Raw genomic sequence first — 25,428 nt, 5'->3', positions numbered from 1 at the left:
GTTCTATTTACAGGGGAGCTGACATCTTTATTACCGATATTTTATCATACATTATTTAACTGTTAAAACTACTGTGGTCTATTGCTAACCTGTAAGGTCTTGGTACCTTTGTGTCAAGGTGAATAATAGTTAAAGTTAGATTAGTTTTGAGGGCGCTTGCTTTTAGCAGGCGCTTTCTTTTTGAGCACCCGTAAGCGTTATACTCTCTGCTTCTGAACTAAATCTTATAGATAAAGACGTGTACCTGTAATTAAATCAAAAGATACAGTGATAAATATCATGTACTGTTGTGATAATTTTAAAGAGCTTTGCTCTTTTTAGAACTTATGCAACAGGCACATTATAATAAAGCAATCAAATATTGGCTGCTAAGTGGAGTTTTTCTGATAACAGCTATGGTGGTAATTGGAGGCATTACAAGACTTACTGGCTCAGGATTATCCATTGTGGAATGGAATATAATTTCGGGCTCAATTCCACCCCTGAATGAAGCAGAATGGACAATAGCTTTTGAGAAATACAAGCAGTTTCCTGAATACCAGAAGCTTAATTTCAGTATGTCGCTCTCCGGGTTTAAGCAAATCTTCTGGTGGGAATTTTTACATAGACTACTTGGCCGTATTATAGGGTTAGCCTTTATTTTCCCATTTCTTTTCTTCCTGCTTAAAAAGCAACTTTCTAATCAGCTGTTAAAACGGCTTGTGTTTGTACTCATATTAGGTATAGCCCAGGGGTTGATGGGCTGGATTATGGTAAAAAGTGGGCTTAGTGACAACCCTCATGTGAGTCATTACCGGCTGGCAGCTCACCTGTGCCTGGCGCTTTCGCTAATAGGCGTTATATTGTGGACTATTGCTGACATTGTCTCTGTCGCCCAGCAACAACAGAGATATTCTACAAACAAACTTAACAGTCTTGCTAAAGTTGTGTTGGCCTCTATTGTCTTACAAATTATTCTAGGAGCGTTTGTAGCAGGATTAAAAGCAGGCTTTTACTACAACACATATCCATTAATGAACGGCGAAGTCTTTCCTTCTTACCTGGAAGAGCATATTACTTGGGCTAATTTTTTAGACAAAGGTGCAGTTGTGCAGTTTATTCATCGCTGGGTAGCAATAGTAGTTTTATTTCTGATTTTGCTATTATGGAACAATAGCCGACATTCAGCCATAAGCTCAACATCAAAAAGAATTACACTATTTCTCATGCTTACAGGCTTTCTTCAGGTTGGCTTAGGTATAGCGACCTTGTTATTGGCTGTTCCTGTTGCTTTAGGCGTATTGCACCAGATAGTAGCTGTGGCGTTGTTTTCATTTGCTGTGCTGGCAGTACACCAGCTATCGGTCAATCCGCAAACAAATATTTCTCCAGAAAAGGCTAAAATAGCAGCACAACATCTTAAGTACGCAAATAGCTAGTGCCACTTAATCTCAGTTTATTGTTAAATTTTGTACCCAAGCAAGCTATCGTAGCTTAGTTGTTTAGCCAGTGGTATTTCACTTACTGTTGCATTACATTCGTTTAGGCAATTGGGTAAGCTCTGTGTCTAAGGAGTCTTCCATAAGTTTATAAACTTTTCCAGCACTCGTTTTCCTATTTTATTCAACTCTGTTTCCCTTAAGATGAAATACGACATTTAAGCATCTGCTCATAAGCCTCCATACTCTCGCTTTCTTAGTCCATAATTAGGACTAACATCAACCTATTCCTTCTTACAGGATAAAACTCAAAATATTAACCGAACGTATTCTACTACTCTAGCACCTGCCCAGCTATTTTTTTCGTTTATAGAACCTTAACATATTATGGTAGAGTTTACAACTACTTCTTTTACTGCTCTACCTATTATAAATTATTTTAAAATTTAAAGACATGCCTTCTTTCCTTAAAAGCTAACTGTAGGATCAGGCTTAAGAAACTAAGCGCCTGTACAACTAATTAATGTTTCATTTAATTTGAATACTATGGGTGTAAACTCACAATGTGTAGAAGTCTGGGGAGGAGTCGAGTGTACCTTTAATAGAGTGAAGGATTTGTATTTTGATCAGCTTCAATATGCTGATCATTATTCAAGGCAAAGCGATTTAGAACTGTTTGCCGATCTGGGTATAAAAAAAATCCGTTACCCGGTTATCTGGGAAAAGCATCAGCCAAGATCTAATACTGAAATAGACTGGAGGCTAACAGAAAATAATTTAAATAAACTTAGAGAACTCAATGTTCATCCTATTGCTGGGTTGGTACACCATGGCAGTGGTCCGGTGTATGCTCCAATACATACAGATAAATTTGCAACCGGGCTAGCTTCATATGCTCTTAAAGTGGCTGAAAAATTTCCGTGGCTGGAATATTATACACCTATAAATGAACCACTTACCACTTCCCGATTTTGCGGTCTTTACGGAATCTGGTATCCACACCATAAGGAGAATACAAGCTTTTTAAGGCTTCTGATAAATGAATGTAAAGCCACTGTGTTGGCCATGCAAGCTATACGTACAGTTAATTCCGCTGCAAAACTGGTACAAACTGAGGACTTAGGCAAAACCTACAGTACACCACTGTTGAAATATCAAGCAGATTTCGAAAATGAAAGGCGATGGCTTGGTTTTGACCTTATCAGCGGGAAAATAGACAGCGAACACCCCCTCTGGCCTTACCTGATGTGGTCTGGAATAAAGCCCAAAGAGTTAGCGTTCTTTCAGGAAAATAATTGCCCAATAGACATCTTAGGGTTCAACTACTATCCTACCTCAGAAAGGTTCCTTGATGAGAATCTTGAAAAGTACCCCCTTCACACCCACGGTGGCAACCATAAACACCAGTATGCAGATGTTGAAGCCGTACGGGTAAATATGCAGCAAGAGCATGGGATTTCAGTATTATTACGAGAAGCATGGCATCGTTTTAAAACTCCCATGGCTGTAACCGAGGTACACTTAGGCTGTACCCGGGAGGAGCAGTTAAGGTGGATAAAAGAAATATGGGACAATGCCTGCCAGCTAAAAGAAGAAGGTGTTGATATACGAGCCATAACAGCTTGGGCTATGCTTGGCTCCTACGGCTGGAGCAATTTACTGGCAGATGAGAATCAGAACATAGCTTACGAACCAGGCCTCTTTGACTTACGCTCCGGAAAGCCACGGGCTACTGCTCTCGCTAAATTGATAAAAGGGATTGCCACCGGGCAGCAGTTCCGCCATCCAGTTCTGGAAGAAAAAGGATGGTGGAAGAAGGAAGCGCGTATACTGTACTCTCAAAGCACTGTGTCCAAAGCAAATTATCCTCTTAAAAGTTCGCAGCCACTTTTGATAATTGGTAAAACCGGTACACTTGGCAACGCATTTGCGCGTTTATGTTACCTGAGAGGGATACATTATGAGTTGTTACGAAGAGAGGAACTGGACATAACGGATGAGGCACAGGCAGAAAGCGTTATAGCAGCTAAAAAGCCTTGGGCTGTTGTAAATGCAGCAGGTTATGTAAAGGTAGATGAAGCCGAAACCAACTATAGCGATTGTTACTCAGCGAACACATTGGGCCCCGCAAACCTCGCTCTCTTGGCAAATAAATACCAGTTCAAGCTGCTAACTTTTTCATCAGATCTTGTTTTTAACGGGCAAAAAAAATCTTTTTATACTGAAAGTGATCCTGTCTCAGCGTTAAATGTCTTTGGGAAAACCCAGGAACAAGCAGAAAAGTTAGTAACGGAGCGAGATCCTTCTGCCCTGATTATCAGAACGAGTGCCTTATTTGGTCCATGGGATAGTGATAATTTTGTTATGAAGGTCCTGTCGTCGTTAAAGGAGCAAAAGGTTATTGCTGCAGCAAATGACCTCTATATTTCCCCTACCTATATACCTGATTTAGTACATGCTAGCCTAGACTTGCTATTGGATGGAGAGTGCGGTATCTGGCATTTAGCTAATGTGGGAGAAACTACCTATGCTTCGCTTGCCTCAGAAGTTGCGAGGTTAGCTGGTTTCGATAGTGGACTAGTTGAATCTGTACCGGTTAAACAACTTGGTTATAAAGCTGTTCGCCCCATATACAGTGTGCTTGGCAGTGAGCGGGGTTTGATGTTGCCTTCTTTAGAAGATGCAATAAGCAGACTTTTCATCGAACAGGAAGTCATTGAACAGTCTCCAATATTATCTGTATAAAACTAAAAATTCTTTAGCTACATAAAAAGGTTCAGGTAATTGTTCCAGCCTTGATCTGTAGAAATCACGTTAAAGACTGAAAAGCAATTCAGAATCCGCGACTAATTATTCTTAGCTATGAATCCGACACACCAGAACTTCAACACAACTGAAGGCATTGAAGAAATTAATTCAACAAACGACCAGCAAAACCCGCTACCACGTGCTGTACTCCGCCCTAACACGCACTACCTGCTGGATGGCCAATGGTATTTTGCACCAGACAAAGAAGATCGGGGGCTGCATGAAGCCTGGTATTTAGGACATCGATACGAATATACTGCCCATTGGCCTGGGTCAGTTGAGGCACACATGGCCGCAGCAAAAGGGCAACAGCAGGGCCCTGTGTGGCAGGATAAAGTAATTGTTTGGTATGAGCGGGAATTTGAGAGACCACGGCGGAATACATCATCCCCCTCAATGTTCCAGATTACTTTTGGGGCATGTGGCTACGAAACCCGTGTGTGGCTAAACGGACGGCTCCTGAGTACCATAAATGGGGAAGAAGTTCATTATGGAGAACATACTTCTTTTTCCTATGAAATAAATGAAGAACACCTGCTGCCGGTTAACTACCTCACTGTGCGTATTGAGTCTTCTATGGATGCTGAAATACCAAGAGGAAAGCAGGAGTCGCACGTGTACAAACGTGGTGGTATCTGGTATCAGACTTATACGGGGGCAGTTAGAAGTGTTTGGCTGGAAACTGTAGAGCGTAATCGTTTACGCTCCAGAGTAGGAGTCATTAGTGTGATCGAGGATTCCCTGGTGCGATTTGGCCTTACCACCCGTATCAAAGATCCTGGCTGGTACACCCTTAGGTTAAAAATTTATGAACGCGACAGCAAGCAACCGGAACCTCTTGCTGTCTCAGACTTTCCTTTACGACTACAGGCAGGGCAGAAGAACCAGTTTGTGGTAGTAAATATGCCTGATGCGGAACTATGGTCTCCAGAGAACCCTCACCTTTACCGCCTTATAGCACAATTAACAGACCCTAATGGCTTCACTTCCGAAATAGAAGCACACTTTGGCCTTAGGAAGTTTGAGGCCCGGGGAAGGCACCTTTACCTCAATAATGAGGAAATATACATTGACGGCATTCTATATCAACCAGGCACCGCCACTTATGAGGAAATGCGGCGCCACATGTATGCCATGAAAGAACTTGGTTGCAACCTTGTACGCGTACACATTGCCGGGGTAGACCCTCGTATTTATAACTTGGCTGATGAGATAGGGCTTTTGCTTTGGGTTGAAGTCCCCAGCCCGCACAGTTCCACCCCCAAAAGCAGGGAAAACCACAGGGCTGAGCTGCTTCGCATGCTCACTTTAATTGAAACTAATCCTTCTATTGTCATCTGGAGCCTGTACAACGAAGACTGGGGTGCCCAGGATATTGCCACAAACCCTCAGACACGCCAATATATCATGGATGCCTTCCACTATATGAAGATTAGGTATCCGCAGTTCCTGGTGGTAGACAACGACGGCTGGCAGCATATCTCTTATGAAGGTAAACTTAAGTCTGATATTTTAACAGCCCATCTCTATACGCCTGAACTTGACCGATGGCAGGAACTACTTGACCAATTGACAGAAGGCCAGATGGAAGGAGTAGCAGCTTTTCCGCTGGTAGTTGGGGATCCTTATTTTTACCGAGGGCAGGCACCTTTGATAGTGAGCGAATGGGGTGGCTTCGGCTTCTCAGACTATGGTGGACCACAAGGTTCTGAAGAACGGACAGAACGTATACGGCAATTCAAACAGGAGTTGCGCAAGCGTGCAATTGCGGGAGATATTTATACTCAAGCAACCAACATTGAGGATGAGCGGAATGGAATCATAGACCCACAAACAGGGGAATTATCCGTTCCTGCCGGGTTGCTAAATTCCAGAGAAAACAAGTAAGCTCAACTATAACCATCTTCACTTTTACAGTTTAAAGGTTCAGGTCAGGCTACTATTAATTAATAGTAGCCTGACCTGAACCTTTAAATTATCATTTAATGAATAACTACCTCCTGCTTCTATTTCAGACGAACTGCTACAGCAAGATCTGTAATTACAGGTATCGACTTCAGTCCGAGATATCCCACATCAGTTTGATGATTTACTTACAGAGACTCCAAAGGTTTCCCTTGTAAGGTATCCCGAAGGGTTACAACATAGGTACCTACCGATATGCCCGGAATTTTAATGTCTATAAATATGGTAGCTGCTGTCTGTTCTTTTATGCCTTTTTAGTGACGCTGTCCTTACGCAACAGCCATAAAACAGTCTACTTATCATCAGCACAGGTAAACAGTACACCTCTCCCACCTCATCGTTTCGTGACAAAAGCTAAGCAGTTATTTATAGCTTATAGAGCATCAGGGCACAGCAGCCACTGCGAATGTTTTTTACAGGGATCCGCCGTTTTAATGGTTATAAGGGTGGTGCTTCCATCGAATCCACATCCAGAAGTATCAGTAGCATTTTGATATGATACTTGGCGCACAGCCTGAACATATCATCACAAAGAGCTTTACCATATTAGGTGAGAAGGTACCTGTAAGCCGTTCAAAATAAAGATGCTCGCCCTGTGCGTATTCTATTATGTATTATGAGCCGAAGGCATGTGATGCCATGCGCTGCGAGCCATGCCAGATGTCCTTCTACCTGCTATAGGTTTTCTTCTAAAAAGACCAGCGAAGTCAGGCCATGTAATAGCATCATTCTGCCCTATGGTGTCCAGTTTTCACCTTCCTCAGTTATAAAACAGGGAGTACCTGGTGCTACCTGTATCCAGGACAGACCTTGTTCTATTTTAAAGCTATTTTCTTTGTTCAGTTTAATGGAAGCAGATGTTCTTTTTGTCTTATCCGGAGCAGGTACTTGTTCTTTAGTTATGAGTTTATAAGGTTCGTTTTCTTATTTCTGTTCAATGAATTTTATTTTCGCTGATGTTTGCTTTAACACCGTCCGACGTGACTGCTTGCTTGGTTATTTCAATGTTACTTTTCCCAACACTTTTTCTGGCTTACCTTTGTTCTCAAGCTTTTTAAACAATGTTAAAGCCTGCGCCACTACCTGATCCATATTATAGTACTTATAAGTAGCCAGCCTGCCGACAAAGTGCACACCAGGGGTTTCATCAGCTAGCTTCTTGTACTTTGTGTATACTTCTGCATTTTCCGGGCGTGGTACAGGATAATATGGGTCTCCTTCTGCCTGCGGGTATTCATATACCAGACTTGTTTTAGGATGCACCTGGCCTGTCAGATATTTAAATTCTGTCACGCGAGTGTAAGCATGCTCATTAGGGTAGTTCACTACTGCAGAAGGCAAATGTAGAGGCTTGTCCAGCGTTTCATGCTTAAATTCAAGGGATCGGTAAGGCAGCTTGCCATACCTGAAATCAAAGTACTCATCTACAGGCCCTGAATAGATTATCTCCTTAAAAGGAATTATATCCAAAATCTCATGGTAATCAGTATTAAGCATGATTTTGATATTTGGATGTGCTAGCATCCTTTCAAACATAGCTGTATACCCATGCAAAGGCATAGCCTGGTACGTGTCGGTAAAATAGCGGTCATCGCGGTTTGTCCGGACAGGCACCCGCGAAGTTACCGATTTATCCAGCTCTGAAGGGTCCATACCCCATTGTTTGCGGGTATAGTTGCGAAAGAACTTCTCGTACAACTCACGCCCTACTTTGCTCACTACCACATCCTCAGAGGTACTTATGGGAGAAACTTCTTCTGCAACTGATTTAAAGAAATCATCTACCTGAAAGGACGTAAGGGCCAGGCCGTACAACTTGTTTATAGTATCCAGGTTAATCGGCATTGGCACCTCCTGCCCGTCTACGCTTGCCAGCACCCGATGCTCATAAGGCCTCCACGCTGTAAACTGCGACAGGTAATCAAAAACATCACGTGAATTTGTGTGAAAGATGTGTGGCCCATACCTGTGGACCAGTATCCCATCTTCGTTATAGTGGTCGTAGGCATTGCCTGCTATATGATTTCGCTTATCAATAATAAGCACTTTCTTGTTTAACTGTGAAGCCAGCCGCTCGGCCAGAACGCTACCTGCAAATCCTGCCCCTACTATTAAATAATCAAACATTGTTTACCTTCTGTGTCTCTTATAAACTTTTCTTACTGCTGGACTTTTGATGTGCTGCCTGTGCCAGTAACTCCACCATATCACGCCATGTCTGGTCCCAAGACATGTTAGCCATAAAAGTTTTCACATGCTCTTTCCAAGCATTGTTCTCTTGCTGCAACATAGCTGCCTCAATTGCCTCAACAAACTCCTGGGCAGTACTTGCTATGTGCACCAAGCCCTCCTCCCCATAAGGACGCACTACATCACGTATTGGAGTTGAAACGACTGGTTTTCCCGCAGCAAGGTACTCAGGTGTTTTGGTTGGGCTGATAAAAGCAGTAGATTCATTTATAGCAAAAGGTAAAAGTGCCACCTGCCATCCACTTAAATAAGCAGGCAGTTCCTGGTACGATTTACCTCCAAGGTAATGAATATTGGGGCGCTGCGGAACCGAGGCCGGGTCTATTTTAACAACAGGCCCTACTATGACAATTTGCCATTCTGGTCTAGCATCAGCTAGGGCAGACAACAGATCAAGATCCATACGTTCGTCTATCACACCAAAAAAGCCAAGCCGTGGTGCTGGTATAGAGGCCTGATCTGCTGGTTGCGGCAGTTCCTCCTTTGCCTGTGCAAAATGGGCTTTATCAATGCTGCTCGGGAAAGCATGTACCGCCTGGTGCTGCTGCTTCTTTACTTCATACAGGCTTTGGCCACCCGTAAACACCAAATCAGCTTTTTTATACAGCGCTTGCTCCAACTCTTTTAAGCGTGCCGGTGCAAACTTAAAAGCAGACAGTTCATCCATACAGTCATAAATTGTAAGCAGCGGCTGCAGATGCTCTGTAAAGCTAAGTGCCATTGGTGTATAATACCAAAGTATAGGCTTTACCAGCAATTGGCTTTCGAACATTTCGTCCAGTAAATTACGCTGTATCTGTTCTACTTGCTCTGCCTGAAGCCCATGAGGTAAATATGGTACTGCTATGTGTATGTTCTCTCCCCGAGTAGAAATATCCAGGTATGGTTCCTGCACATCACCATATATAGGTTCTTCCATAAAGAAAAGCCTGCTATAACGGGCGAAGCGGGTGAGCAGGTGCTGAGGGCGTTGGTATACAAAATCCCAGCGTAAGTGTGAAAGGCATACCACGTCAGGCATGCTCTGCAGAAAACTATCGAAGCTTTGGTTTTCTTTTCTTTTACCTTCTTTGGATGATAAACTGCCTCCTCCAACTTTCAATTCTATGTTCCCGATGTTACCTTGTACAAAATGCTCCTGTGTTTCTTTAAACATAAGTCTGCTATAATTAAATGTAAAGTTAGGGGTGCTGTCAAGCTACAGTAGCACTAGCCAGTACAGGAGCTTGATTCAGTTATTACGGTATCAATCAAAAAAAGTCAAATCAGAAGCAGTAAGCGAAGAATAAATTATTCAATTTGACCCTTTTTTTAACTTTTACATGAAATTACATAACCTTATGCTGCAATAATTAGAAACCAAACTTTAATATAAATATTTATTAATATATATGTATATAAGATTAATTGAGTAATATATATTCTCTCCTATGTTACTAAATAAGCTTTATGATTAGCTCAAAACATGCTGGCTTCCAATATCTTACTAATATAATATTTCTACAAATGAAGTTATACCTAGATGAAACATATGTTACTTATATAAAAAAGTCTCCTTTTTATAAGGCTAATAAGGTATTTGTTTTGTATTGTGCCTGTTAAAGGCTTTGCATTATAATTTAAAAAGGAGCCATGAAAACTTTTATCATTGATGATGACCAGTTCAGTTCTTTCCTGACAGAGACCATGCTGAAGATGGAGGACTTCTCAGAGCATGTGGTGACATTCTCTTCTGCTGAGGAAACACTTGACTATCTGACAGAGGACCTAGAGGTAAATGTACCGCAGGTAATGTTCCTGGACCTGAACATGCCTACTATGAGTGGGTGGCAGTTTTTACAGGCACTGAAGCCACTTGAAGATTCTATTTCAAGTAACTGCTCTGTCTTTATTTTAAGCTCTTCTATAGATTCAGCAGAAAAAGAAATGGCTAAATACCATGCAATTGTCAAGGGGTTTATCAGTAAGCCTCTTACAGAAGGTCACCTACACGAAATCAAACAAAATTTAGCGCGGGTTGCTTAATTCTACAGAATACTTCAAAAGCTAATTTGCTTTCCCTGCACCCCTGGATTTACAGGGGTTTTTATAGGATAGTGCTTTCAAAGTACCCTCTCCTTTCTTTCTATTTACCAGGAGAAAAAAAGTAGATGCAAAAAATGAAATATTGTAGCCTAAGCTTAGTAGTTTTTCTCTGTTGAGAAATTTTTCTGTTTGAGCATAAAAGCAGGGCAATTTCTTCTTCGATAGCTGGTTTCCCTTTTAAATTTTAGGGATATTGAAGAAAATAGATGTACCTTTTTTCTCCTCACTTTCTACCCAAGTCTTGCCGCCATGTAATTCCACAATTCTTTTAACGATGGACATACCCAGGCCCGTAGACTTTTGTCCTTTATTACCTGGTCTTCTGGCTTTTGAAAACCGATCAAATAAAAATGGCTGCAAACTTTTAGGAATGCCAATACCATTATCTTTTACGCAAACCAGAACCCGCTCCTTATCCTCTTCCAGTGATACGGTAATTGCGCCTCCCTCTCGGGTAAATTTAACGGCATTAGATATAAGGTTATTAAATACCTGCGTAAACAGCACTTCATCAACCTCTACATAAACAGATTCATTAGCGGATAAAAGCTTAAAACACCTGTCTAAAAGCTTCTCCGAGTGCTTGTACTCATCAAACACATTTTTAATAAGCTGCACAAGATCCAGCCTCTTCCTTGTAAGCTGCATACTGGCAGACTCCAAAAACTCAACGTTAAGGAGCGAATGAATCATATCCAGGTTATTCTTGCAAACCTGGCCAATTAGCCTGGTGTACTCATTTACCTGCTCATTACCCAATGCTTGCACATGCTTCTTCACCTCCTCATTCATAACATTAATCAGGGCAATGGAACCCTTAAGATCATGTGACAGAATCTCAAGCACAGCGCTTTTGCGGGAATTATTTTGTGCCGATAAATGCTCAAGTTCCTTTCTTTTTGTTATATCCTCGACTAATCCTACAATAAAACTTTTCACATTACCCTCGAAGATATAATAGACGAAAAGTGAAAGCCATTTAACAACGTCTTTCTGCAGCAGTATTCTAAACTCAATCTTTTTACTGCTTTCCCCATTCAGAAAATCATGGTAACTTTCTTCTACAAAGCTTCTATCATCTGGGTAGATAGAGCCCCAAAGAGACTCTTCACTATATTCCTTTTTACTTACCTCCCATATTTTCTGGAAATTAGGATTAATAAAATCCACATGCCTTGTTCTAAGATTATAAAGAAAGAAAACCTGGTCTGACTGCATAGCTAGCCGATCCAGTACAGGTAACAGAGTTAGAATATCAGCTGAATTTATTAAGCTTTGTTTGTGCATGGAATTAACCTTCGTGCTTATTCTTGTTAAAAGCCAAATATAATATAATATAATATAATATAAGTATAGAGGTTTTAAGTAAAGAAGTCCTGCCTGATTATTCAGAAGAATCTTGTACTATATTAAATTTAACCATATAGACTCCTTTTAACGCTGTTTATTGCCTGTCTTGCAGGGAAGATGTTATTACGTACATACAGACTAAGTTGCACGATGAGAAAACTTATACATAAGAAGGCTTGCAACGTGTTGAAGAATTTGGACAATATTTAAATGACAGGTACAGACAGCTTTGAATTAATTATAGAGAAAAGCCGATTTACAGAGTGTGCAAATCGGCTTTTACAAACAAAGCCTGTACTAATAGCAGCGGAATATTTTGAATGACTTTTGCCTCAGGAGTTGTGGCAATTAACTGTTAAGGACTGGTTATCATACTTAATTCAGAATAGTCCTTATTTATCATTTTTAATTGAAGGATTTAGCTCTCAAAACTTTTTTCAGCAGATGCAGGGTGTCCTTGCTTATCTGAATTTAACGCCTCCTCAATTTCTCTGTCTGTCGCTCCATTCCAGAACTTCCTGTACTCCTCAGCATTTTTCACCTGCTGTACAGGCTCCAGCTCTGGCGCCACCTTCTTTAAGGTACTTACAAGTGCTTCATACGGCCTGTACCCTACTATCAATAAGCCCGGCTGCCCCGGCTTATTGATAGTCAGCGCGGGGTAACGGCTTATCCTGTGGTAGCGTACCTGCTTCAGGTCCTCCTCAAAAGCCCTTCTGGCAGCCTCACCACTCAGTTCGTGCTCAAACTCTGTTAAATTAAGCAGATCCGGACTTTCCCTGGCAAGCTCCCTTGCTACTTCCAGGAGCACTTCTCTTTGAGATATATCCTTACCATGCAACATAACAGCCTCCCGTACCCGGCGCAGGTACATTTCTGCTGCTTCAGCAGACTGTAATCCCGCACATTTCACGGCGATACAGGATGGATAAGAAGAGACTGGAGGATTATGAAACCAAACCTTGTCCTCTAACGGCATACCACTAAGATGCTTTGCCTCCAGCCAGACAGGCCCCATCTGGATTGGCTTGTTCACGTGGTTCACCGGATCTCTGTAAGTGTTCCAGTTAGGAATAAGCCCCGCCATACGATAGCGCCACCTTATCTTGCCACTGAACTCATAGCGTAGTTTGCGCCACTGGGGCTCAAAGGCCCAGCTCCAACAGCAAAGAGGGTCGGTGTAGACCTGAATCTCCACCAACCCTGCTTCATTTTCTGATTCTTTATTTTGTGTTTTTTTATCTTCTGTCATATCAGCACCCTACGCTAAAGGTCCTTTTGTGGATACGTGCTCCACTGATTCTCCCCTTTAGGAACAGATGATTTAATGTGGCTGCTGCGCTCCTCGCTGATCTGCATGTTGAGTTTATCTGTTTCCTCCATGTTGCGGTTGGTTCCCTGTGGCTCATGGTCTTTTGTCATGCCATTGGTCTCAACCACATGTTTCACAGGATCATCCACATATAACCATTCCTCACCTGTTACCGGTGTTTGCCCCTCGTTCCATGGCCCGCGCACCTCTGCACCATTAGACATGTTAAAGTAAGAGTTGCTGTAGCGTGGGTCGCCCTGGCGCACGCCTGGCGGGAAGTTTGGAGTGATGGTTGCCAACGCTGCCTCAAACATCTGGGCATGTGCCACCTCACGTGTCATCAGGAAGCGAAGCGTCTCCTTCACGTAAGGATCATCTGTAAACTGCATCAGGTACTCGTACACGATCTTTGCACGTGCCTCTGCCGCAATATCAGTGCGCAGGTCCACGGTCAGATCGCCGTTTGCATGGATGTAGGCAGCATTCCACGGCACCCCCTGGCTGTTGGTGAGTGTAGGGCCTCCTCCGCTTAAAGTCAGGAACTGCGGATTCACCATCGCCTCATGTATTATGTTTTCTTTAGCTGCCTTGCCCTTAAGCAACTGCATAATCTCGGATTGGTCAGCCAAATCCTTCAACTCTCCGTTTACCGGGCCCAGCAGCATCTGGATAGTGGCACCCACTATTTCGAGGTGGCTGAACTCTTCTGTGGCAATATCCATGAGCATATCATACTTGTCCGGGTAAGGCTGTCGGGCAGGAAAAGCCTGCACAAAGTAATTCATGGCTGCTGCGAGCTCTCCGTTGGCGCCACCGAACTGCTCCAGCAGCATGCTGGCGAACTTCGGGTCCGGCTTAGATACCCGCGCGTTAAACTGTAATTCCTTTACGTGGTAAAACATTTAGCCTCCTTTTTAAAGTGAAACAATCTTATTACTTTACTTTTAAACGAGCAGCAGCAGCAGAAAGGTTATAACAGTCCCCAGTTCATGTGAACATCCCTGTATTTAATTAGCATTACGTTGAGCCATTATCACACATACAACTACTTGATTATGTGAAGCATTACTTACCAGTGGGGCAAAAAGGATGTCTCACAAAAGCATTAAAAATGCTCAAAGCGGCCTTTGGGCATTTTCATCAGGGCATGTATATTCGAGCAATTTTTGAAGGGGCCGGTGAAATCAACAGAAACAATTCCAATTTCTATAATAACGGGAGTAATAAAAGCAGGAAGCGCAACTTCTGGAGCCTAACTATAACCAATAATATTTTACAGTTATATATTAAACATTGGGCAATACCAGTCATAAGAGACCTGGTATCTTTTTAATGGTTTCTCGAATTAACTTTGCTTCAAAATGCTTGCAGATATTCTTATACTGAAAAAAACTATTGCTCTCTTCCTGCAAGGTTTAGCAGCCTGTACCTGTAGTTTGAGAATTCTGATTCTTTAAATAGACGGTAAATGTAGTACCTAACCCAACAACACTATTGACTTCAATTCGCCCACCAGCGTTCTCCACCATGCGCTTAACCATATAAAGTCCTACACCAGAGCCCTCCACATGATCATGAAAGCGCCTGAACATGGTAAACAATTGCCCTACCTGCTTCTCATTCATACCTGATCCGTTATCCTGTACAGTAAGCACAGCATAACCCTGTTCCTTATGGTATGCTACCTGCACTAGCGGAGAGCGTTCAGGAGAACTATATTTTATTGCATTAGAAATAAGGTTATAGACAATGCTCCTTAAGTTTTTCTCAGAGAAGTGAATAGTTTCACATTTTGTGACATCTATCTCTACCTGTGCATTTGATTTCTGAATCAGCTGCTCCAGGTCCAGTAGCACTTCCTGTACGACCTCCTGAACAATTATTGGTGTTATCTCTTTGTTATTTTCTTTCTGTAGTTTAGTAACATCTGTCAGGTTACCAATCGTTTTCTTGAAGCGTTCCACAGAGCCTTGCATCATATCCAATATTTGCTGCACTTCTGTTCTATCTTCCAGAACAAGAGAAATCTCATCTGAAAGAATTTCCAGTAACCCTTCAATATTGGCGATAGGTGCTTTTAAATCATGTGATGCCGCATAAATAAAGTTGTCCAGGTCTAAGTTAATATGCGTGAGTTGTTGGTTTACTGATAGCAGTTCCTTATTAGCCTCAGCCAATTCTTCTGTCATATTCTGCAGTTCCTGCTCTGACTGCTTTCGTTTCGTGATGTCGTTACAGGAACCTACATATCCGACAAAGGTATCATCCAAATAATGGGGTACACCTTCAGCCAGGCACCAGCGGATGGTTCCATCAACATGAAGTAAGCGAAATTCTGCGTAAAAAGGGGCTCGGGCATAGATATCATTCAAAAGCTTACCTGCAATTCGCTCCCGCTCCTCCTCCAGAATAGAAAGCACCCAGCCATTACCTAAATGAGTTTCAAAAGGCCTGCCCGTCCAGTCAGTCCATGTTTGATTGACATAAATAATAGCTCCATTCTTATCCGTCATCCATAAAGACACAGGAGAAGTATCAGCCAAGCCTTGTAGCAAAGCTTCATTCTGTTCTCCTCTCTTACGGGCCATTACCTGCTCTGTGACGTTGGTTACCTGATGAATGATATAAAGCACTTCACCTTTGTCATTAAGCACAGGCGTATTTAAAGGTAACCAATAGCGAGTTTCAAAACCTCCACCCAATGCTGCAGGGCGCTGCACATCGTAATGCTGTACCAGCATCTCATGAGGTTTACGGGTAGCCAGCACAGTTTGCAGGGAGGCTTTCAAGTTAGCAACGCCATGGGCATCAGGCACTTCGGGGTTATCAGGAAAGACTTCAAATATGTATTTACCTACAATGTGTTCCCTTATAGCAAGTGTTTCCTTCAGGTAAGCATCACTAACGGCCAGGATAATCAACTCTGAAGAGAGGAGCAGGTACAGCTCAGGCAGGTTTTCAAAAATCTTCCTGAAGGCTATGGCTTCGCCATGCGTTTCGTCGGGGGATCTACTTGGCATCAATTATTAAATAAATATAAATAAAGGTGTTGGAATAGAATACGCTTTACCCATTCCCAAGTTCCCGCAATTAGCACCTCAATTTATATATAATGACTTCTAAATTTAATTATTTAAGATAGCATTTTATGGTTTGGCAAGAACATCAACTTTATATCTTTACCCTACAAAAGCAGCATCCTGAGCTTTTCTAGCTAAGAGGTAAATAGCCGCGTTGTCAGAAATGGATAGTCTTAGTGTTACTTTACCACCACACCTGCCTTAAATATTCCTGTGCAGTGAGGAGCTTAAACTAAAGCAGGAGGAAAACCTCTTCAGCCGAATTGGTCCTTACTCCACTTATTGCTATGGGAATTACACCTTAAGATAATTTTCTATAAGATAATTTTCTATCGCCGTAATGGTTTCCAGGGGAGCACTCAGGTTTGGACAATGGCCTGAAGCATTTAAATTAACCAGCGTAGAGCCTTTGAGGATATTATGCATGTATTCTCCCACTTCAGCCGGAGCAATCATATCCTCCGCGCACTGCAGAATCAATGACTTTGTCTGTAGCTCAAGTAAATCCATGCGATTATCAGATAGAAAGGCAACCTGGGCAAAGCGTTTTGCTATTATGGAATCTGTTTTACAGAAGCTGTTAGTTAACTCCTCCCCCAGCGATGGCCTGTCCGGGTTTCCCATAACAAAAGGTGCAAAAGCACTTGACCAGCCTATATAATCAGTTTCCATAAGCTCCAGCATTGCCTGCACTTCGGCTCGTTCAAACCCTCCTGTATAGTCTTCATCGTTGATGTAGCAGGGAGAAGGCCCCACCAGCACAAGTCTCTCAAATCGCTCAGGTTCCTGAATTGCACTTAAAATACCAATCATCGCCCCCACGGAATGGCCTACATATATGGAATCTTTCAGGTTAAGGTGCCTGCATATTTCCAGTATATCCGTCGCGTATCCCTGCAAGGTAGAATATTTAGCTTCATCATAGGCAGAGGCATCAGAATCACCTGCCCCTACATGATCGAGGAGTACAATTATATATTCTTGCTGAAAGGCTGGCGTAATGTACCGCCACATGTTCTGATCACAGCCAAATCCGTGGCCGAAAATCATAGCCTGTTTTCCTTTACCAAAAACTTTTACATTGTTTCTCTTCAATGGGTCCATGCGACACTAACACATAATTAAGTATGACGGGCAAAGATAACCTTGTTGGTGTAACTAATCCAACTTGGCTAAGAATAAAGAAGGTTATTATTAGGGAAACCTTGTTTTACAAGCATACAACTGTTTGCATTAAAAAGTTTAATAAGACAAAAGAATAGTAAATCTACAAAAGGTCCTACTGCTTTAAACTTACTTAATTTTATTCAAAACTAAAAAAGTGTTTTATCATTAGTCGCTCTGGTTTAAAGTAAACTCTATAGCAGGCATATATAATACTCAACAAAATGAATATACTACAGGCTTACTTATAAGTAGCCACTTAAGCAGCGAGTTATCACGCTAACTTAGCTAAAAATACTTTTGAATACAGAGTTTGCTTCCTTATATCACTAAAACTTCTTTCTACTTTGCAGAAGATAAACAGAAGATGCTGTTGTTGGGCTAGTAGAGGTTGTGTTATGCTTTAAAAGACCTTGCTGATTGAAGCCTAATAGTGTTACTAATTTATTTGATTAACTATTTAATCAGATAAAGATCAGCTAAATTGGCTCCCAATGTTGTTAGCATAAACATATGCAACAGACATTAATGTAAAGGAATTAAAGAAAATTACGGAAGCGCTAAAAACACCTTCATGCATTGTTATTATTAGCTTTTGCTATATGCCTTCAGGAGGTTTTATTTAGATGTAGTGGCAAAACTATTCTGCGATTACTAATACAAAACTATGTGGAGTAACATTCGAATATGGCTTCAGGGCCACTATAATAAGATAATTAACAGTATTGCATTTTACCCTGCTTTTATTGCTTTGTTGTTTCTTATTTTGTCTTGTTTAGTTATTGCTTTTGACTTTTCAGAAGAAGGCAAAGAAATAAAATCGCAGTTGCATTGGCTCAGCCTGAAAGATGCTTCAACCGCCCGAAGTATTATCTCTGCTATTGTTGCAGGAGTTATTTCGCTGGCCGTGTTTAGTTTCTCAATGGTAATGATAGTACTCAATCAGGCGGCCTCTCAAATGAGTAACCGTGTACTGGATAAGCTGATAGGAAACCGTTTCCAGCAGGTGGTTTTAGGTATTTATATAGGCACTATAGTTTATGCTCTCTTTCTGCTAAGCACGATCAGGGGTATTGATTCCGGCATTTATATACCAGCTCTAAGCACTTATTTACTGATCGCAATTACTGTCTTCGATATTTTCCTGTTTATCTACTTTCTTCATTATATCACCCAATCTGTGAAGTACAAAGTAATTATTCAAAGAATATATGAAGAAACTAAAGCTGCGTTAGAGCGATCGTGTCAACTACAGCAAGAGCCTTCAGAAGCTACCTCACTACAAGGTGATCAGTTCATTTTTGCAACATCATCAGGCATCTACGAGGGTTATAACAAACGTTCACTAATTAAGTTATGCGATGAGAATGACTGTATCCTACAAATTCTGCACACCTCTGGAACATTTGTTTTAGAAGGTTTGCCAGTGTTGCAAGTAAGCAAACAAATACCCGATGAAGTAAAAGAAGCAATACTTAACACAATATATCTGCATAATAATGAATCTGTTGAAGGTAACTTCTTTTATGGCTTCAGACAGCTAATGGAAGTGGCTATTAAAGCTTTAAGCCCCGGCATTAACGATCCGGGAACTGCTATCGAAAGCCTGCGAGCTCTGTTTCAGTTGTTTTCCTACAGGGCGTGTTATTTCCCTGCTAATACCATCAAGAACAAAGAAAATAAGGCACGAATCATTACCAAAGAACTAACCTTTGAAATGATTTTTGCGGACTCAGTATTACCTATCTGGGATTATGGAAAGAATGACAGGTTGGTACAACATGAGTTGCAGCAATTGCTTACACAGCTACAATCCATAGCTCCGCATGCCATTATAGGTAAATTATTACAAGAAACTCAAAAAAGCATTAAACATAATAATGCTCTTTAAGCATTAAAATTACTCCCAAAAAAGAACCAGCACTCACTGACTCTGATGAAACATACTTCTACGCCACACCTAGGTTTCTGCAAAAAGTTACTTTTACTGCTTGTATTGGCATCCTTCACTGGCTGCATCCCCCACACAACCCACACGGCCTCACTCGGGGGCTGCCCTAATGCCCTTACTTCAGGTGAAAAAGTGTTAATAGGTGAGGCTAAAGGTGTAACAGCCAACCAATCTTATAAATTATATGAAAAACTTGCCCCACAGGTAAGCGAGACCGGACTGCTACCATCTTACGTTGTTGAGCAGGACATGTACCTGCGCATGCATGGCATAAAGCCTGACCAGGCTACTGATACCAGTAACCTGGCAAAGATGCAACAGTTAGGATATGGATATTATCTTCAGCTGTCTGTTGGAAACCTCGAGGCAGGATTAGGTTATTATTCAGACAGTGCCGATGAAATAAGACAAATGCAACAATACGAAGGACTACAGAGCCATGCTGATGATACTAAGGCTACCGTACATTTCCAGCTGTATTCCACCCAAACAAGGAATTTAATTTATACCCTCGCCACTACTACAGAAATGTCTGGAATATCCCTCCCAAATAAAGATTACGAGAATGGATACAGAGGCAAAACAACCCTAAATGTCTCTACTGTTCCTTCAGCAGTTAGCAGGGCGTTGCAAAAAGGTACTAAAAAGCTGCTCAAGAACTGTAACTGCTGTCAGTAACTTTTACTTTTGGTTAGAAACAGTTTTTTGGCAGCTTAATTATACTGCATTTTATGCTAGTGCTAGCCAGATAAGCAAAAAAGGCACAGATGGTGCCTTTTTCCTAAAGCCTTTCACTATAAGGTTTTATTTCCTTCTATTCTCTTTATAACTAGGAACTGACTATAGCCCCTGAACACTACTTCTTTGAATTTTGATTTTGAATAGCCCCATAAATAACCGGGCTAAAATACCGCAGGTTCTCAAGGACACATGCCATTCCATAGAACTTATTCGGATCAATTTCTGAATTCTCAGCCATGGCTACTAGTAGAGAGTCCAGTGTCTCTATAAATCTTTTATCAAACTCTTTTTCTGTCATTTCCATATTGTAGTGACGCTTATCCGCAAAGGAGTAACCTTTATTTTAAAAATATAATTTCATAAGAAACTATAAAAGAGACTTTACCCGAAGCAGCAGAAGCCCTATAATTTGCGCCTTGACTTTCAGCCAAACGCTGTTACTTTTATGCTTAAAAAAACCAAATCCTCACAAAGATAAACATATAGTTACCCTTCAAAGCTTTCATTTTCACAAGAAGGAATTACTTCCTATATTAACCACATTTTTATGCTCCTGATGTTGCTGCTGTACTTCTTAAGGAGCATTAAGTTAGTTATTGTCATAGAGTAATTTAAACCTATGAACTAATGCTTAAGCTTTATATTCTCATATTTATTTCGCTCATGACATTATTAAATGCCAAGTGCCAAACAACACCTGTCACAAAAGTAGCGCAGGATGTCTTTGACCTGCATTCCTCATATAAAGAACTATCACTACATAACCGACGGTTTAAACACCAGGACATTGTTCCGCTTTTGCAACAACTAGCCAAGAACCCGCTCTTCCAGGTGCAAACTGTAGGAAAGTCAGTAGAGCAGCGTGATATTTTTTTAGTTAAAGCAGGTACTGGTAAAACCAAGGTTTTACTTTGGTCGCAGATGCATGGCGACGAATCAACGGCTACCATGGCTTTATTTGATTTGTTCAATTTTCTACAGAAGACAGATAAACTGGATGCCATTCGGCAGCAGATTCTGGAGAACACGACCCTTTACATAGTGCCCATGCTCAACCCTGATGGAGCAGAAAGATTTACACGTCGTAACGCTCTGGAAATTGACCTGAACCGAGATGCACTACGGTTACAAAGCCCGGAGGCCCAGTTGCTGAAAAGTCTACGCGACAGCCTAAATCCTGAATTTGGATTTAACCTGCATGACCAAAGTCGTCTCTACACGGTAGGTACAACCTCAAAACCAGCTACCATTTCCTTTCTGGCTCCACCATTTGACCATGCACAAACTGTAGATACTGTTCGGGATAGGGCTATGCGTACCATTGTGGGCATGAACGAAGCTTTGCAGCAATTTATTCCGGGCCAAGTAGGCAAATATTCAGATGAACACGAACCACGTGCATTTGGTGATAATATTCAGAAATGGGGAACCAGTGTCATCCTGATTGAGTCCGGGGGCTATAAAGGAGACCCGGAGAAACAGTACATACGGCAGCTTAATTTTGCTTCCCTCGTTTCAGCACTACACCTTATCGGGGAAAACGGGTACACCAATTACAGCCGGGAAAACTATTACAAAATACCACAAAACGAACGCTACCTGTTTGACCTGGTGGTACGAAATGTTCGCTACCAGGATAATGGGCGTAGCACTCTTTTGGATGTGGGTATTATTCGTGATGAAATAGATGCGCCTCGAGCCAATAGAGACTTTTACTACCGCAGCAGCATACAGGAAATTGGCGATATGAGCGTTTTCTATGGTTACGAAGAAGTAAACGGAGAAAGCCTTTCACTTGTACCAGGGAAGGTTTATCCCGCCCCTTTTAAAGACATAATGGCTCTAACGGCAGCGCGTTCAAAGGAGTTATTAGCGGAGGGCTATACCACAGTTCGGGTGGAAAAGCTATCTGCTAACAACATAGACCCAATAAACCTGCCCCTGAATGTTACCAGAAAATCAAAAAAAGTAAGCCACGATCTTAACTTATACAGCGGGGCAAATTTTGTATTGAAAGATGCCAAGGGCCAGGTTCGTTACGCTATAGTAAATGGTTTTGTGTATGACCTTACAGGTACCAAACCATCACTTTTTCATGGACTGGTACTTTAATAGTGTACCCTCTAGCTATGTAAGCGTAGCATTTTTAAACAGATGAATGGAACCCAAAAATGTTCTGCTATAGTACCACCTTTGATTCAGTAGTACTATAGCAGAACATTTCTTTTCAATCCTCTATATAGTTATCAACTTATATAATTGACAGTTTCAGAAATGAGTTTAGCTTTGTATATTTCAAGCTCATTTCATACCAATCCTTTTCTACATGGTTTTAAATTATCTTTGGGCAGGTTTCTTCCTGATCGCTTTCTGCATAGCTTTGTTTCAGCTTATCTTTTTCCAGAATACCGAAATCTTTCAGAAGCTTGTAGCCAGCACCTTTGATAATGCCAAACTCGGATTTGAAATCTCTCTGGGCTTAACAGGGGTAATGACGCTCTGGCTTGGTTTAATGAATGTAGGCGAACGCGGAGGTATTATTGCTATTTTCGCCCGACTTGTAGGACCTTTCTTTAGCCGTTTATTCCCGGGGATTCCCAAAAACCACCCAGTATTCGGATCAATTCTTATGAATTTCTCCGCTAATTTGTTAGGGCTGGACAATGCTGCAACTCCACTGGGCCTGAAAGCTATGAAGGAAATGCAGGAGTTAAATACCGATAAAGAAACTGCTTCCAATGCCCAGATCATGTTCCTGGTGCTGAACACATCGGGGCTTACCATTATTCCAATAAGCATAATGGTATTCCGGGCACAGCTTGGGGCTGCTGATCCGTCTGATATATTTATTCCAATCCTGCTGGCGACATTTTTCTCTACCATCATAGGCTTGATAGCAGTAGCAATCTACCAGCGTATTAACTTACTAAACCCGGTCATTCTTGCTTACCTGGGAACATTGTTATTGCTAACTGGCGGCCTTATTTACTATTTCAGCACTATTTCTCAAGAGAAGATCAGCGTTATTTCAACGGTTGCCAGTAATGTTATTCTGTTCTCCATCATTATTTCTTTTATTACGCTGGCTTTAATCCGGAAAGTAAATGTATATGAGGCTTTTATTGAAGGGGCAAAAGAGGGCTTCACTGTTGCCATTACCATCATTCCTTACCTGGTGGCCATTCTGGTTGCCATTGGTGTATTCAGAACTTCGGGAGCGTTGGATTTACTGGTAGACGGAATGGGATATGCTTTTGCTGCGCTGGGTGTTAACACAGACTTTGTACCTGCTTTGCCTGTTGCCTTTATGAAACCTTTAAGTGGCAGTGGCGCGCGAGGCATGATGGTGGAAGCCATGAACATGTATGGAGTAGATTCTTTTGTAGGGCGTTTGGCATCAACTATTCAGGGATCCACGGAAACTACATTTTATGTACTAGCCGTTTACTTTGGCTCAGTTGGTGTCCGCAAAACCAGGTATGCACTCACCTGCGGCCTTATAGCTGATCTGGCAGGCGTTGTTGCAGCTATTTTTATTGCTTATCTTTTCTTTCATTAGAAAGAAACTTCATCTAAACTAAAAGAGACTATAAACACTGTAGCTGAGAAGATACTGAAGCAAAATAATTCCGGCTGCCTACCCATCTGACCTGTGGTTGTTGACAGTATCGCCTGCCCAATACTTTTTATAAGCATCCATCACAGTTTCCTTAGATAAGGGCTTCGAAGTAAACTCCTGGACCCCTAGTTCCTTAAAATGCTTAATATCCTCCTTGCTTGAAGCGATAGCTAACAGGAGATATACCACCTCTACCCGTTCCAGAAGACCTTCCTTATTCAATAACTGCATTAACTTCTTGCCATCCATAACAGGCATATGGTGGTCCAGTATAACCAGTTCAGGGCTGTTCGGGTTTGTTTGCCACCTCCTGGTCAGGTAGTCGTAGGCAAGCTGTCCGTCGGTTAACACTTTTACTTCTTCGGCAATCTCCAAACTACTTAAAAGTCTTGCATTCAAAAAATTTGTGGCCTTATCGTCATCAATCAATAAGATCTGTTTTAGTTTTTTCATCTTGAATGATTCTCACATCTTGCAGCCTCCTGTAACGAAGCTATTAAAAGCCAGGTTTTATTTTAGTGCCACACCACCGTTTGCAAACAACCTGATCTATAGTCATATTTTAGCTATGAACTCCTCCCCAGTTAAAGCTTTCTTATAAAAACCTTTAATAAGCCCTATATTCTTATTGCAATTATTATGTTAATTACATTACCTGCCTCAATCTCCCATAACTGCTTTATACAACTAGGCTGAAAAAATACCCCTTAAAAAGCTACTTATCTTACACCTATCAAGGGTACAAAAGCTGGCCAGGCAAATTATACTGTTAAAGGAGACATGACGATCAAAGGAATTAACAACTCTATTTCATTCCCTGCAACTGTTGCTGTAAAAGATGGCGCGGCCATAGCTAAAGGTGCCGCTACTTTGGACAGAACTAAGTTCGGTTTTTTGTTAAAGAACTACAGCTTTCTGGTTTAGTAATTTAAAATGACAGGAATAAGAACAGCCTCTTTCTTTTTGAGAAAAAGGCTAGATTACTTGTTACACAATTAATTAGTAAGACTAATCTTTGACAGGTAAAGAATAAAATAACACTGTTATAGATAACAGTGCTTAAGATCTCTGCCCAACTGTCCAGCCTTTGCGTTTTACGGGATGGCGCTCTGGTCCTGCAATAAGGCTATCGGCTACAGCGCCAGTAGTAAAGGCATAGATTCCTTTGTGCAGTAAATCAATCGCTTGTTCATCTTTAGGCCACGTCCAGGGTGGTGCACCAGCACCAGTCGCATTCTCCAAAGTTTGATCACATAGCAGGCGCAGGTTTGTAAACATAAAAGACCCTACAGGTCCTCCGAAGCCATATTCAGCCATCATCCCTCGTACGACTCCAAGTAAGATGCCTTCTCCCCAGTGCATGGTCCAGTTGAAACCTAACTTTTTAGAATCTGGCTTAGGTGAGCGTCCTAACAGCAGTTCTAAAGTATGGGCCGGTACATAGGAGTTTGGCCGCTTTGTAAGTTTCTGTTCTATTTTCTCTGCCAGAGTCATTGCTGCCACTCCAGCGGCTCCCGCAAATAAACCATAAAGTGCTGCCTTGCCTACCATAGTTTCTTTCTTACCACCCGTTTATAACTATCAGGTTGCCTGTTAACAAACATTAAATGAATTCACTTTACTTAAAACGATCAAATAAAACCGCTATTGGTTTTACGCTTGATTGAGCAGGTGGTTCAGGTAAC

At 41.6% G+C, this 25,428-nt stretch carries 19 protein-coding genes; 9 read left to right on the top strand and 10 right to left on the bottom strand.

Features of this window, described 5'->3' with window-relative positions; translation table 11 throughout:
* Positions 1-326 precede the first annotated feature (326 nt).
* The 3 genes from LN995_RS11345 to LN995_RS11335 all read left to right on the top strand — a co-directional run bounded on the left by LN995_RS11345 (position 327) and on the right by LN995_RS11335 (position 6,113).
* Positions 327-1,418, top strand: coding sequence for a COX15/CtaA family protein (locus tag LN995_RS11345; RefSeq protein WP_229961180.1), 1,092 nt, complete (start codon positions 327-329; stop codon positions 1,416-1,418).
* 546 nt (positions 1,419-1,964) lie between these two features.
* Positions 1,965-4,163 (top strand): SDR family oxidoreductase, encoded by a 2,199-nt coding sequence (locus LN995_RS11340; protein WP_229961179.1) that lies wholly within the window; start codon positions 1,965-1,967, stop codon positions 4,161-4,163.
* Positions 4,164-4,280: 117 nt separating this feature from the next.
* Entirely contained in the window at positions 4,281-6,113 is a 1,833-nt protein-coding gene (locus LN995_RS11335) for a glycoside hydrolase family 2 protein (RefSeq protein WP_229961178.1), read from the top strand.
* Positions 6,114-7,187: 1,074 nt separating this feature from the next.
* On the opposite strand, the gene glf is transcribed toward LN995_RS11335, so the two are convergent.
* Both glf and LN995_RS11325 read right to left on the bottom strand, forming a co-directional pair.
* Positions 7,188-8,318 carry a UDP-galactopyranose mutase gene (gene glf / locus LN995_RS11330; RefSeq protein WP_229961177.1) on the bottom strand — a complete coding sequence of 377 codons (1,131 nt, stop codon included), beginning with the start codon at positions 8,316-8,318 and terminating at the stop codon, positions 7,188-7,190.
* 19 nt (positions 8,319-8,337) lie between these two features.
* Positions 8,338-9,597 carry a glycosyltransferase family 1 protein gene (locus LN995_RS11325; protein ID WP_229961176.1) on the bottom strand — a complete coding sequence of 420 codons (1,260 nt, stop codon included), beginning with the start codon at positions 9,595-9,597 and terminating at the stop codon, positions 8,338-8,340.
* A gap of 476 nt (positions 9,598-10,073) precedes the next feature.
* Between LN995_RS11325 and LN995_RS11320 the strand changes: the two genes are divergently transcribed.
* A complete protein-coding gene (locus tag LN995_RS11320) occupies positions 10,074-10,466 on the top strand; it encodes a response regulator (RefSeq protein ID WP_229961175.1) in 393 nt (130 codons plus the stop codon).
* 237 nt (positions 10,467-10,703) lie between these two features.
* Here the strand turns inward: LN995_RS11320 and LN995_RS11315 are convergent, their stop codons facing one another.
* The 5 genes from LN995_RS11315 to LN995_RS11295 form a co-directional block, all read right to left on the bottom strand.
* A complete protein-coding gene (locus LN995_RS11315) occupies positions 10,704-11,744 on the bottom strand; it encodes a PAS domain-containing sensor histidine kinase (RefSeq protein ID WP_229961174.1) in 1,041 nt (346 codons plus the stop codon).
* Positions 11,745-12,294: 550 nt separating this feature from the next.
* Positions 12,295-13,128 carry a DsbA family protein gene (locus LN995_RS11310; protein ID WP_229961173.1) on the bottom strand — a complete coding sequence of 278 codons (834 nt, stop codon included), beginning with the start codon at positions 13,126-13,128 and terminating at the stop codon, positions 12,295-12,297.
* A gap of 14 nt (positions 13,129-13,142) precedes the next feature.
* The gene (locus tag LN995_RS11305) at positions 13,143-14,090 is read right to left on the bottom strand and encodes a manganese catalase family protein (protein WP_229961172.1); all 948 of its coding nucleotides are present in this window, start codon (positions 14,088-14,090) and stop codon (positions 13,143-13,145) included.
* Positions 14,091-14,603: 513 nt separating this feature from the next.
* The gene (locus LN995_RS11300; RefSeq protein WP_229961171.1) at positions 14,604-16,208 is read right to left on the bottom strand and encodes a PAS domain-containing sensor histidine kinase; all 1,605 of its coding nucleotides are present in this window, start codon (positions 16,206-16,208) and stop codon (positions 14,604-14,606) included.
* A gap of 354 nt (positions 16,209-16,562) precedes the next feature.
* On the bottom strand, positions 16,563-17,372 hold the full coding sequence (locus LN995_RS11295; protein WP_229961170.1) for an alpha/beta fold hydrolase: 810 nt from the start codon (positions 17,370-17,372) through the stop codon (positions 16,563-16,565).
* Positions 17,373-18,099: 727 nt separating this feature from the next.
* Here LN995_RS11295 and LN995_RS11290 point away from each other — a divergent pair.
* Both LN995_RS11290 and LN995_RS11285 read left to right on the top strand, forming a co-directional pair.
* Positions 18,100-19,323 carry a DUF2254 domain-containing protein gene (locus tag LN995_RS11290; protein ID WP_229961169.1) on the top strand — a complete coding sequence of 408 codons (1,224 nt, stop codon included), beginning with the start codon at positions 18,100-18,102 and terminating at the stop codon, positions 19,321-19,323.
* Between the two features lie 45 nt (positions 19,324-19,368).
* Entirely contained in the window at positions 19,369-20,061 is a 693-nt protein-coding gene (locus tag LN995_RS11285; protein WP_229961168.1) for a hypothetical protein, read from the top strand.
* Positions 20,062-20,239: 178 nt separating this feature from the next.
* Here LN995_RS11285 and LN995_RS11280 read toward each other — a convergent pair whose 3' ends face one another.
* A complete protein-coding gene (locus LN995_RS11280; RefSeq protein ID WP_229961167.1) occupies positions 20,240-20,428 on the bottom strand; it encodes a hypothetical protein in 189 nt (62 codons plus the stop codon).
* Positions 20,429-20,787: 359 nt separating this feature from the next.
* Here LN995_RS11280 and LN995_RS11275 point away from each other — a divergent pair, with 359 nt between their 5' ends.
* Both LN995_RS11275 and LN995_RS11270 read left to right on the top strand, forming a co-directional pair.
* Positions 20,788-22,236: a M14 family metallopeptidase gene (locus LN995_RS11275; RefSeq protein ID WP_229961166.1), complete on the top strand. Its 1,449-nt coding sequence runs from the start codon at positions 20,788-20,790 to the stop codon at positions 22,234-22,236.
* A gap of 214 nt (positions 22,237-22,450) precedes the next feature.
* Positions 22,451-23,683, top strand: coding sequence for a nucleoside recognition domain-containing protein (locus tag LN995_RS11270; RefSeq protein WP_229961165.1), 1,233 nt, complete (start codon positions 22,451-22,453; stop codon positions 23,681-23,683).
* 78 nt (positions 23,684-23,761) lie between these two features.
* Here the strand turns inward: LN995_RS11270 and LN995_RS11265 are convergent, their stop codons facing one another.
* On the bottom strand, positions 23,762-24,196 hold the full coding sequence (locus LN995_RS11265; protein ID WP_229961164.1) for a response regulator: 435 nt from the start codon (positions 24,194-24,196) through the stop codon (positions 23,762-23,764).
* 279 nt (positions 24,197-24,475) lie between these two features.
* Between LN995_RS11265 and LN995_RS11260 the strand changes: the two genes are divergently transcribed.
* On the top strand, positions 24,476-24,667 hold the full coding sequence (locus LN995_RS11260) for a YceI family protein (protein ID WP_317206947.1): 192 nt from the start codon (positions 24,476-24,478) through the stop codon (positions 24,665-24,667).
* Positions 24,668-24,802: 135 nt separating this feature from the next.
* Here the strand turns inward: LN995_RS11260 and LN995_RS11255 are convergent, their stop codons facing one another.
* The gene (locus LN995_RS11255) at positions 24,803-25,294 is read right to left on the bottom strand and encodes a hypothetical protein (protein ID WP_229961162.1); all 492 of its coding nucleotides are present in this window, start codon (positions 25,292-25,294) and stop codon (positions 24,803-24,805) included.
* Positions 25,295-25,428 lie beyond the last annotated feature (134 nt).

This window comes from Pontibacter silvestris (assembly GCF_020907275.1).
GTDB classification, from domain to species: domain Bacteria; phylum Bacteroidota; class Bacteroidia; order Cytophagales; family Hymenobacteraceae; genus Pontibacter; species Pontibacter silvestris.
Note: the sequence above shows the minus strand (reverse complement) of the source record. Positions and strands in the feature narration are given on the sequence as shown.